The 11421-nt window shown below is 64.2% G+C and carries 7 protein-coding genes; 3 read left to right on the top strand and 4 right to left on the bottom strand.

All coding sequences use genetic code 11. The annotated features are described in order from the left end of the window. Window positions 1–9 precede the first annotated feature (9 nt). The 4 genes from ACYHH6_RS08515 to ACYHH6_RS08500 all read right to left on the bottom strand — a co-directional run bounded on the left by ACYHH6_RS08515 (window position 10) and on the right by ACYHH6_RS08500 (window position 5004). A complete protein-coding gene (locus tag ACYHH6_RS08515) occupies window positions 10–1218 on the bottom strand; it encodes an acetyl-CoA C-acetyltransferase (RefSeq protein WP_352587304.1) in 1209 nt (402 codons plus the stop codon). A 33-nt stretch (window positions 1219–1251) separates the two neighbouring features. Further along, on the bottom strand, window positions 1252–2424 hold the full coding sequence (locus ACYHH6_RS08510; protein ID WP_352587301.1) for an acyl-CoA dehydrogenase family protein: 1173 nt from the start codon (window positions 2422–2424) through the stop codon (window positions 1252–1254). Between the two features lie 51 nt (window positions 2425–2475). Next, window positions 2476–4266, bottom strand: coding sequence for an acyl-CoA dehydrogenase (locus tag ACYHH6_RS08505; RefSeq protein ID WP_352587298.1), 1791 nt, complete (start codon window positions 4264–4266; stop codon window positions 2476–2478). Between the two features lie 279 nt (window positions 4267–4545). Next, window positions 4546–5004 (bottom strand): MerR family transcriptional regulator, encoded by a 459-nt coding sequence (locus ACYHH6_RS08500; RefSeq protein ID WP_142868423.1) that lies wholly within the window; start codon window positions 5002–5004, stop codon window positions 4546–4548. Window positions 5005–5488: 484 nt separating this feature from the next. On the opposite strand from ACYHH6_RS08500, the gene ACYHH6_RS08495 reads away from it, so the two are divergent. From ACYHH6_RS08495 to ACYHH6_RS08485, 3 genes are all read left to right on the top strand, one after another. Then, the gene (locus ACYHH6_RS08495; RefSeq protein ID WP_488500421.1) at window positions 5489–9448 is read left to right on the top strand and encodes a peptidoglycan-binding protein; all 3960 of its coding nucleotides are present in this window, start codon (window positions 5489–5491) and stop codon (window positions 9446–9448) included. Between the two features lie 193 nt (window positions 9449–9641). After that, the gene (locus ACYHH6_RS08490; protein WP_023669608.1) at window positions 9642–10565 is read left to right on the top strand and encodes a sulfite exporter TauE/SafE family protein; all 924 of its coding nucleotides are present in this window, start codon (window positions 9642–9644) and stop codon (window positions 10563–10565) included. Next, a complete protein-coding gene (locus ACYHH6_RS08485; protein ID WP_352587291.1) occupies window positions 10565–11356 on the top strand; it encodes a TIGR02186 family protein in 792 nt (263 codons plus the stop codon). The genes ACYHH6_RS08490 and ACYHH6_RS08485 overlap by 1 nt, the downstream gene beginning before the upstream one ends. The last annotated feature ends 65 nt before the right edge of the window (window positions 11357–11421 follow it).

The following is an 11421-nucleotide window of genomic DNA, read 5'->3' as shown; positions in this document are numbered from 1 at the left end:
GGCCGAAAATCAGACGCGTTCGATGATCGTTGCGGTGCCCATGCCAGCGCCGATGCAGAGCGTCACCAAAGCGGTGTTGAGGTCGCGACGTTCCAGCTCGTCGAGCACCGTGCCCAGGATCATCGCGCCGGTGGCGCCGAGCGGATGGCCCATGGCAATGGCGCCACCATTGACGTTGATCTTGTCGTGCGGAATGTCGAAGGCCTGCATGTAGCGCAATACGACCGAGGCGAAGGCTTCGTTGAGCTCGAACAGGTCGATATCCGACAGCTTCATCTTGGCGCGCTTCAGAAGCTTCTCGGTGACGTCGACCGGGCCGGTCAGCATCAGCACCGGCTCGGAGCCGATATTGGCGAAGGCGCGGATGCGCGCGCGCGGCTTCAGCCCCATCGTCTTGCCGGCCTTCTTCGAGCCGAGCAGCACGGCGGCCGCGCCATCGACGATGCCGGACGAATTGCCGGCATGGTGGACGTGGTTCACTTCCTCGACTTCCGGATGCTTCTGCACGGCAACCGCGTCGAAGCCGCCCATTTCGCCAGGCATGACGAAGGACGGATTGAGCGAGGCCAGCGACTGCATGTCGGTCGACGGCCGCATATGCTCGTCATGGTCGAGGATGGTCAGCCCATTCTGGTCCTTGATCGGGATGACGGAATTCTTGAAGCGGCCATCGGCCCAGGCCTTGCCGGCGCGCTTCTGGCTCTCGACCGCATAGGCGTCGACGTCGTCGCGCGAAAAGCCGTATTTGGTGGCGATCAGGTCGGCCGAGATGCCTTGCGGCACGAACCAGCCGGGCAGGCCGACGGACGGATCCATGAACCAGGCGCCGCCTGAGGCGCCCATGCCGACGCGCGACATCGATTCGACACCGCCGGCAATGACGATCTCGTCGGCGCCCTGCGCGATCTTGGCGGCGCCGAAATTGATGGCGTCGAGGCCCGAAGCGCAGAAGCGCGAAATCTGCATGCCCGGCGCCTTGTTGTCGTAGCCTGCCTCGAAGGCGGCGGCGCGCGGAATGACCGAGCCGGCCTCGCCGACCGGATCGACGCAGCCGAAGATGATGTCGTCGACAGTGCCGGTGTCGAGCCCGTTGCGGTCGCGCAGCGCTTCAAGCGTCCTGGCAGCAAGCCGCACCGCCGGCACTTCGTGCAGCGAGCCATCCTTCTTGCCCTTGCCGCGCGGCGTGCGCACGGCGTCATAGACATAAGCTTCGGCCATTTTCTTGCTCCTTGGGTTTGCCGGTCGTGGCTCTCAGAGAGAGCGGCCAATCAGCAATTTCATGATCTCGTTGGTGCCGCCGTAGATGCGCTGGACGCGGGCGTCGCGGAACATGCGGGCGATCGGATATTCATTCATGTAGCCATAGCCGCCATGCAATTGAAGGCATTCGTCGACGACTTTTCCCTGCAGGTCCGAGAGCCAGTATTTGGCCATCGATGCCGTCACCGGGTCGAGGCCGCCATTGATATGGCGGCTGACGCAATCATTGTAGAAGACGCGGCCGATGGTGGCCTCGGTCTTCAGTTCGGCCAGCTTGAACTGGGTGTTCTGGAACTCGATGATCGCCTTGCCGAAGGCCTTGCGATCCTTGACGTAGTCGATGGTCAGCGCCAGCGCGCGCTCGATCATGGCGATGGCGCCGGTGCCGATCTGCAGGCGTTCCTGCGGCAATTGCTGCATCAGCTGGATGAAGCCTTGTCCCTCTTCATGACCGAGCAGGTTGGAGGTCGGCACGCGCATATCGTTGAAGAACAATTCCGACGTGTCGTTGGCCTTCAAGCCGATCTTGTCGAGGTTGCGGCCGCGCTGAAAACCGTCGACCTCGTCGGTCTCGACGACGATCAGCGAGGTGCCCTTGGCGCCCTTGGCCGGATCGGTCTTGGTGACGACGATGATGAAATTGGCGAGCTGGCCGTTGGTGATGAAGGTCTTGGAGCCGTTGATCTTGTACTGGTTGCCGTCCTTCTCGGCTCGCGTCTTGACACCTTGCAGGTCGGAGCCGGCGCCCGGTTCGGTCATGGCGATGGCGCCGATCAGTTCGCCGGTCGCCAGCTTCGGCAGCCATTTCTTCTTCTGCTCTTCCGAGCCGTAATGCAGGATGTACGGGGCGACGATCGCATTGTGCAGGCCGATGCCGAAGCCGTCGACGCCGACATGGCCAATCGCCTCGATGATGGCGCTCTCATGCGCGAAGGTGCCGCCAGAGCCGCCATACTCCTCCGGCATGGAGGCGCAGAGCAAGCCGGCCGCACCCGCCTTGCGCCAGCTCTCACGGTCGACCATTTCATTCTTCTCGAACTCGTCGTAGCGCGGCGCGATCTCTTCCGACATGAAGCGATGCGCCATGTCGTAAAGCATGCCGACCTCGTCCGCCGCCCAGGCGGGCTTCGGCAAAGAGAGCACTTCGGCTGGATTTGTCGCCACGATTTCCTCCGCGTTCCGACAATGTGGGCCGGCAGCGCCGGCCCGACAAACCTAGAACGCTTCCGCAGGCAGCGCCATTAGCGTGTCCGCACCACTGGAAATGCGGGCGAGATGTGCCGACGTCTCCGGCATGATCCGCTCCATGAAGAAGCGCGCCGTCACCACCTTGTTGTCGTAGAAAGACTGCGAGCCGTTGGCACCGGTCTTGGCTTGAGCCGCCTTGGCCATCTGCGCCCACATGTAGCCCAGCGCCACCAGGCCGAAGAGATGCATGTAGTCGGTCGAGGCGGCACCGGCATTGTCGGGCTTGGCCATGCCGTTCTGCAGCAGCCACATGGTTGCCGCCTGCAGATCGTTGAGGCCCTTCTTCAACGCCTTGGTGAACGGCGCCAGCTTTTCGTCGGAACGGTTCTCCTCGCAGAACTCGCCGACGTCCTTGAAGAAGGCCTGGATGGCGCGGCCGCCATTCAGACCGAGCTTGCGGCCGACGAGGTCGAGCGCCTGGATGCCGTTGGCGCCTTCATAGATCATGGCGATGCGGGCATCGCGCACGAACTGGCTCATCCCATGCTCTTCGATATAGCCGTGGCCGCCGAACACCTGCTGCGCCATGACGGCGTGATCGAAACCCTTGTCGGTCAGCACGCCCTTGATCACCGGCGTCAGCAGGCCGGTGTAGTCGTCGGCGGCCTGGCGGTCCTTGTCATCGGCGGAGCGGTGGGCAATGTCGGACTTGATCGCCGTCCACAGCGCCAGCGCGCGGCCGGCCTCGTTGAAGGCCTTCATGGTCATCAGCGAGCGGCGGATGTCGGGATGGACGATGATCGGATCGGCCTTCCTATCCGGCGCCTTGGCGCCTGAGAGTGAACGGCCCTGCAGCCGGTCCTTGGCGTAGGAGACCGCGTTCTGGTAGGCGATTTCCGACAGCGACAGCCCTTGCAGGCCGACGCCGAGGCGGGCTTCGTTCATCATCGTGAACATCGCCTTCAGGCCGCCATTCTCCTCGCCGAGCAACGTGCCCTCGGCCTCGTCATAGTTCATGACGCAGGTCGAATTGCCGTGGATGCCCATCTTCTCCTCGATCGAACCGCAGGAGAGCGTGTTCTTCTCGCCCGGATTGCCCGAGGCATCGAGCTTGAGCTTCGGCACGATGAACAGCGAGATGCCCTTCACGCCTGCCGGCGCACCTTCGATGCGGGCCAGCACCAGATGGACGATGTTGTCCGCCATGTCGTGTTCGCCGGCCGAGATGAAGATCTTCTGCCCGGAAATCTTGTAGGTGCCGTTGCCGTTCGGCACCGCCTTGGTGCGCAGCAGGCCAAGATCGGTCCCGCAATGCGGCTCGGTCAGGTTCATGGTGCCGGTCCAGGCCCCCTCGACCAGCTTCGGCAGCCAGGTCGCCTTCTGCTCGTCGGTGCCGTGGGTGATGATCGCGGCGATCGCGCCTTGCGTCAGGCCGGGGTACATCATCAGCGCCATGTTGGCCGAGACCATGTATTCGGCGACCGCGGTGTGCACGGCATAGGGCAGGCCCTGGCCGCCGAACTCGACCGGTGCCGCCAGCCCCATCCAGCCGCCTTCGCGATACTGGTCGTAGGCCTCCTTGAAGCCCTTCGGCGTCGTCACCGAGCCGTCGTCATGGCGTACGCAGCCTTCCATGTCGCCGACGCGGTTCAAGGGATGCATGACGTTTTCGGCGAGCTTGGCGCCCTCGGCGAGGATCGCCTCGACCACATCGGGCGTCGCGTCGGCAAATCCGGGAAGGTTAGAATAGCGCTGGTAGCCCAGCACCTCATTGAGCACGAACAGCGTGTCCTGGACCGGAGCCCTGTAGATCGGCATGTGTTTCCTCCACCATGCGGGTCTTTGGCCGCGAGATCAGGCCCCCGAAACACGAGGTCGGGGCAGCATGCGGACCAATGTTGAAAGCGGGAATAGCAAAAATTGACGTTTGCGTAAACGTCAATTTTATTGCCACGACAAAATTTCCTTGTGCCAGCCTATCGGCACGGCTCAGCGGACACCAGCACGGTGCTTGGGTTGACCAGACGAAGATGGCAAACGAAAAGAGCCGCGCGGGCAACCCGCGCGGCTCTCGTCAAATTTCTCGGCGGAACGAGATCAGCTGGCGGCGCTGGCCGGGGCTGAACGCTCGGACAGCATCTGGCGCACGGCCGACATCGAGCCGCTCAGCTCGTTGATCGCGTCGTCGATCAGCGCGCGCTGCTTCTGCAGGCGGGCAAGCTGCTTCTCCGACTTGTCGAGAGCCAGCCGCAGCTGCTTGGTGTTGGATCCCGTGGGATCGTAGAGATCCATCATCTGCTTGACGTCGCGCAGCGAGAACCCGACCTTGCGGCCGAGCAGGATCAGCTTCAACCGCGCCTTGTCGCGACGCGTGTAGAGGCGCGTTGCCCCGTCGCGCTTCGGATTGAGCAGGCCCTTGTCTTCATAGAAACGCAGCGTGCGCAGGGTCACGCCGTACTTCTTGGCCATCTCGCCGATGCGCACAAGTTCCTCGCCGGCTTCGACAGACATATTGTTGGTGTTGGCCGCGGCTTCGCCGGGCGAAACAAGTTTCATGGTCACTGGCTTTCCCCTGTAGTGGCGTCGCGGTCTCGGACCGTGCAGCGCCTGAGTGGAAGCGGGGGCATGCTTCCAGTCGTGGGTTTCAACTAATTCATCGCAAAAGGCACGAACAGCGCCCCTCTTACGTTTACGTCAATTCTATATCGATAGCCGCCTCATGACGCAAGGGCGTTCTGGGATTGCGAAACCTTATGCCGCACCCCTGGTGCCGGGTCCGAAAGGGCGCCGCCTGTATTTCAGCAATGCCGTAACTTCTTAAGCTTGGTTAACGCCTTGTTTACCACGATGGGTGAAATGTGCGCATGTCGGTCACCCGTGTTTATCCTGTAGCGAATTTTTCACGGTTTTTCGGAGAGCGGGCCTGGCCCGGGAAGCTCGTTCTTCCGCCGCAGCATAGCCGCGCGGCCGCCTTCGTTCCCGACAGGGACTTTGGGGAAAACTGGCAGCAAGCCGGCCATTCTGAAAAACGGACGCATCGATGAACAGCAAGCGGTCCTATCTCGATACACTCAACGTCGGCAGGCCACGCAGGCCGAACACCACGCTTGATGAATTGAACCGCTCGCTGGAAACGCTGGAGCAGCGGCTGGAGCGCAAGCGCGAAGACGTGGGAGAGCGCTTCGATCCGCGCCGGCCACCGGTCGAGCCGCGCTACGCCAGCGCCCAGCCCTACGCCCCGCCGCGCTGGTATGAGGACCCGCAGCCCGCGCCGCGGCCGAAAAGCCCTGTGACGCCCGGCTTCGACCAGAATTATCAGGGGCTTGCGCGCGACATCGACCGCGTGCGCGGCCAGGAAGACAGCGTCGCCGTGGTCGGCAAGATCGCCGGCGAATTGCGCGGCCTGCGCGAGGAATTGCGCCATCAGATGACTGCCGGCCTGCAGCGCGAATTCGCCGCGCTGCGCAAGGACATCGAACGGGCGTTCCAGGCGAGCAGCCAATCGGGAGGCCAATCAGGCGGCTTGCCCGGCAAGGGCAGCGCCGAACTCGGCCTCGAGTTCGAGCGGCTGTCCGGCGCCATCCAGACGCTGGCCGAAAAGAGCGACGACAGAAGCGTCAACATGCTGCGGCTCGAACTCGAGCAGGTAAAGACCGCGCTCGACACGCTGGCGCGAGAAGAGAGCGTGCTGAAGGTCGACCGCCGCTGGGACGATTTCGACCGCCGCTGGAGCGCATTCGAGGACCGCGTGGACGCCGACCAGCGCAACCGCGCGGACGGCCCCGGATTTTCGGCCCTGACCGATCGGCTCGAGCAGATCAGCAATGCCGTCAACAATCTGCCGGAATTGCTGTCGCTGCGCTCGATGGAGGAAAAGGTCCGCACGCTTGCCGGCGCCGTCGACCACTTCGTCAGCCAGCAGAACAACCGCGGCGGCGACACGCTCGGCCTGATCGACGAACGGCTTGACGAGATTACGCGCGCCATCGTCGCCTCGACCGTCGCCGCCCAGGCCAATTCCTTCGACCCCGAGCCCTTCGAGCGCATCGAGAAGCGGATCGCCTCGCTGGCGCAGCAGATCGAGGAAGTGGTGCAGGTCCGTCCGAGCGGGGAGGTTCTTGACCGTCTCAGCATGCTGTCGAACCGGGTCGACGACCTCGCCGGCCGCGCCAATCTGCCGGAACAGGCGATGGAGCGCCTCGGCAACCAGATCGCAATGATTGCCGACAAGATCGACCGCGCCCCGGCAATGCCGGACGTCGACTATATTTTCCAAGGCCTGGAACAGCGCTTCGACGTGCTGTCGGGCATGATGGAACGCCGGCAAGGTGATGCCATCGAACAGGGCAACATGCTGTTTCGCGACCTCGAGCGGCGGCTGGACGAGGTTGCCGACCGCCTGGACCAGCGCCAGCCGCAAGCCGACAGCGCCGAGATCATGGACGCCATCGACGCACGCTTCACCGCGCTTGCCAGGCGCATGGAGACGCGTGTTCCCGATCCTGCCAACGAAGCGGCGATCCGCGGCCTGGAAAGCCGGCTCGAAGACATTTCTAGCCGGCTGGAATTGTCGGCCGCGCAGGTCGCCGGCATCGATCCGGCGCTGATCCGCAGCCTCGAGGCGCAGGTCTCCGGCCTGTCGGCACATCTGTCGAAGCCGGGCACGCCTCTGCCGGAATTCGAGGACATCAGCCCGCGCCTCAACGAGATCGAGAAGTCGCTGGCCGGAACCCGCGAGTCCATCATGGGCGCGGCACGCGAGGCGGCCGAGAGCGCGGTGCGCTCGCTGGCCGATTCCAATGCCAACACCGCGGCCGTCACCGGCCTCGCCCAGGATCTGAAGACGCTGGAAGCGCTGACGCGCCGCTCGGACGAGCGCAATTCGCGGACATTCGAGGCCATTCACGACACGCTGCTCAAGATCGTGGATCGCCTGGGCTCGCTGGAAACCAGCGAACCGGTCGAGGCGGTGAGCGAACTTCTGGATACGCCGGCCGAGCCGGCGCGGCGGGCCCGCGCTGCCCGTGCCTCCAAGATCGCAGTGCAGGACGCGCCGTCGATGGATATCGACCAGCCGCTGCCCCTGACCGCAGACATGGCCGACCTCGACGGCCGCGCCGCCGCGATCATGCGCAACGAACCCGATATGCGCGCCGAACCTGACATGCGCAGCGAGCCGGTGCGGCGCTCGCCGGCCGAGGCTGCCGCGGCCGCCGCGCAGGCGGCGCTCGGTTCCGATGCGATTGCCGAGAAAGGCGAAGGCACGGCCAAGAAATCGCTGTTCGGCGGCTTGGCGCGCGCCTTCAGGGGCAAGAAGCAGGCTGACATGCCTCCGCTTGCCGGTTCGGCGCCCAATGCCGACATGCCGAGCGTCGATCTCGATGAACCGCTCGACCCCAAGTTCGCCAACCGGCCGCTGGAGCCAGGCTCCGGCGCGCCCGACCTCAACGCCATCATGAAGCGGGTGCGCGATGAGCGCGGCCCGCCGGCGCGCCAAAGCACCGGCGATGCGTCGAAATCCGACTTCATCGCCGCGGCCCGGCGCGCGGCGCAGGCCGCTGCCGCCGAGGCCGACGCCCTGAAACGCCAGTCCACCATGAAGGGTCCGGTGAAAGCGCTGCGGATCGGCGACCTGCTCAAGGCGCGGCGCAAGCCGATCCTGATGGGAGCGATCGCGATCATGCTGGCGCTTGCCGGCCTGCAACTGGGCAAGGCCTTCTTCGCCGACCCGGTCGAGGTCGCCAGCAACGATACCGCGCCGATTGTCGCATCGCAGCCGGTCGAGACCGCCTCGGTCAACGCTCCCAGCCAACCCAAGGCAGACACGCAGGCAACCGTGCAGGATGCACCGGCCCGGATGGTCAGGCAGGCGGAGCCATCGCAGCCGCCCGCCAAGGATGACGCGCCGATCGAGGCTGCTTCGACAAGTTCTGTTGGCCCTGACGTGCCGGCAGACGAATCCACGCCAGCACCAATGGCTTTGGCCGATCCGGCCCCGGCGCCAGACGCAACATTGCCGACGACCGCCACTGCGGAACCGGCGGCTGACGCGCAACCTGCGGCCGCTGTCGTGGCGCCATCGGCATCGGATACGACCGGCGCCGTTCCGCTCGCTGACACCGCGGCAACGCCTGTCGTCGCCAAGATCGACGTTCCGGCCGATGCCGGCCCGCAAGCCTTGCGCGACGCGGCCTCCGGCGGCGATGCCAAGGCGCTGTTCGAGCTCGGTTCGCGCTATGCCGAATCGCGCGGCGTTAAAGAAGACATGGCGGCAGCCGCCAAATGGTACGAAAAGTCGGCCGAACTCGGCTTCGCGCCGGCCGAGTACCGCATCGGCAATTTCTACGAAAAGGGCATCGGCGTCACGCGCGACATCAAGAAGGCAAAGACCTTCTACCAGCTCGCCGCCGCGCAGGGTAACGCCAGCGCCATGCACAACCTCGCCGTGCTCTTTGCCATGGCCGCGGACGGCGTGACCGACAATGAATCTGCCGCGCACTGGTTCCAGGCGGCGGCTGATGTCGGTGTCAAGGACAGCCAGTTCAATCTCGGCATCCTGGCGGCCAAGGGCGTCGGCATGAAGCAGAGCCTGGAGGAATCCTACAAATGGTTCGCACTGGTCGCCAAGACCGGCGACAAGGATGCGGAGGCCAAGCGCGACGAGGTCGCCAGTGCGCTGCGGCCCGAGCAGCTCGAGCGGGCGCGCGCCGCCACCGAACTGTGGAAGCCGAAGCCGCTCGACCCGGCGTCCAACTCGGCCGACATCCCTGAATCCTGGCAGGAAGGCACGCCGCAGACGACCGCCAGCGTCGACATGAAGAAAGCGGTCAAGAACATCCAGCTCATCCTCAACAAAAACGGCTACGATGCCGGCGGCGCCGATGGCGTGATGGGCGGCAAGACCAAGACCGCGATCATGGCTTTCCAGACGGACAACAAGATGCAGGCGACCGGCGAAATCGACGAAAAGCTGGTGAAGGCGCTGCTGGCGCACAAATAACGGCAGATGCGTCGCTAACGCGACGCCCTTGCCACACATTTGCCTGTTAACTGATTGAGATGTTTTTTGTTTCGGCAGGGCGGCGGGGTTTGACCCGACTGCCCCGTCGGCGCAAGGAAAAATTGGCTTTTCGGTGCGACAATGCCCGCGAATGGCTGCAATCGCCGACAGGCAAACTGATCGAGACTGACGGGTGGGCATCTATCTCCCGATCGCGGAAATTTCCGTCAACGTCTTCGTCCTGCTGGCGATGGGCGCGGCGGTGGGTTTCCTGTCGGGCATGTTCGGGGTCGGCGGCGGTTTTCTGATCACGCCGCTCCTGATCTTCTACAACATCCCGCCGGCGATCGCGGTCGCCACCGGCGCCAACCAGGTCATCGCCTCCTCCTTCTCCGGCGCGCTGTCGCACATGAAGCGCGGCACGCTCGACTTCAAGCTCGGCGGGGTGCTGCTGGCCGGCGGCATTGTCGGCTCGACCGGCGGTATCTTCGTCTTTGCCTTCCTGCGCCGGCTCGGCCAGCTCGATTTGTTCATTTCGCTGCTCTACGTCGTGCTGCTCGGCACGGTCGGCGGGCTGATGCTGGTCGAAAGCGTAAATGCGCTGCGCGCCACGCGCAGCGGCGCTGCGCCGGTGTTGAAGAAGTCCGGCCAGCACAACTGGATCCACCGGCTGCCGCTGAAGATGCGCTTCAGGGCCTCGAAACTGTTCGTCAGTGTCATTCCGGTGCTGGGGCTCGGCGCGGGTATCGGCTTCCTGTCGTCGATCATGGGTGTCGGCGGCGGCTTCATCATGGTGCCGGCGCTGATCTACCTGCTGAAAGTGCCGACCAACGTCGTTATCGGCACTTCGCTGTTCCAGATCATCTTCACCTCGGCCTACACCACGCTGGTGCACGCCACCACCAACCAGACGGTCGACGTCATGCTTGCCTTCCTGCTGATGGCGGGCGGCGTCGCCGGTGCGCAATATGGCGCCAAGGCCGGTCAGAAGCTGCGCGGCGAACAACTCAGGGCGCTGCTGGCGCTGCTGGTGCTGGCGGTCGCGATCCGGCTGGCCATCGATCTCTTCGTCACGCCGCCAAACCTCTATTCGCTGACCGCGGCAGGCCTGAACTGATGCGGGGATGGAGGATTTTTTCGGCCGTCGCTTTGCTTTTCGCCCTCGCCCTGCCGGCGACAGCACAGGCGCCGAACCCGCTGCCGGAAGGCATCCAGATCGGTCTCTCCACCGACGCCGTGTCGATCACCGCCGGTTTTTCCGGCGCCGACCTGACCATTTTCGGTTCGCTGGAAAACCCCGATCCGCTGGTCGCGCGGCAGGGGCGCTATGACGTCATCGTCGTGCTCGAAGGGCCGCCGCGCCCTGTGGTTGTGCGCCGCAAGGACCGGGTGCTCGGCGTCTGGGTCAATCTGGAATCCGAAACTTTCGAAAACGTGCCGGTGTCCTATTCCGTCGCCACGACGCGGCCGCTGCAGGACATCACCGAACCCAACAGCTACAGGCAGCTATCACTTGGCGCCTCCAACCTTTACATGAAGCCGGCCGACGCCACCGACAGTCCGGCGACGATCGAGGAATTCACCATGGCGCTGCGCGAGCGCAAGGCGGCGACCGGCCTCTACAGCGAGAATGTCGGCGGCGTGCAATTCCTGTCGCAGAACCTGTTCCGCGCCACGGTGCGGCTGGCGCCGAACGTACCGGTTGGAACGCATAAAGCCCGCGCGTTCCTGTTCAAGAGCGGCCTGTTCCTCAAGGAAAGCTCGGCCCAGCTCGAAATCCGCAAGTCGGGTTTCGAACAGTCGATCTTCCGCGTCGCGCACGATTATTCCTTTCTCTACGGCGTCTTCGCCGTGTCGCTAGCCATGATCACCGGCTGGCTGGGCAGGTTGATCTTCCGCAAGGATTGACGTCTAGAAGCTCATTTTACCGGAAAAACAGGGTTCCCCTTTCCGCGTTTATGCGATAGATCGCC

It is taken from the genome of Mesorhizobium sp. P171375, assembly GCF_057786075.1.
The sequence above is the reverse complement of the archived record's forward strand: the minus strand, read 5'-3'. Positions and strand labels throughout refer to the sequence as shown.

Bases quoted from the DNA above. Each gene is read 5' to 3' on its own strand.
- ACYHH6_RS08515 (WP_352587304.1), bottom strand. From the start codon at position 1,218: ATGGCCGAAGCTTATGTCTATGACGCCGTGCGCACGCCGCGCGGCAAG.
- ACYHH6_RS08505 (WP_352587298.1), bottom strand. From the start codon at position 4,266: ATGCCGATCTACAGGGCTCCGGTCCAGGACACGCTGTTCGTGCTCAAT.
- ACYHH6_RS08500 (WP_142868423.1), bottom strand. From the start codon at position 5,004: ATGAAACTTGTTTCGCCCGGCGAAGCCGCGGCCAACACCAACAATATG.
- ACYHH6_RS08495 (WP_488500421.1), top strand. From the start codon at position 5,489: ATGAACAGCAAGCGGTCCTATCTCGATACACTCAACGTCGGCAGGCCA.
- ACYHH6_RS08485 (WP_352587291.1), top strand. From the start codon at position 10,565: ATGCGGGGATGGAGGATTTTTTCGGCCGTCGCTTTGCTTTTCGCCCTC.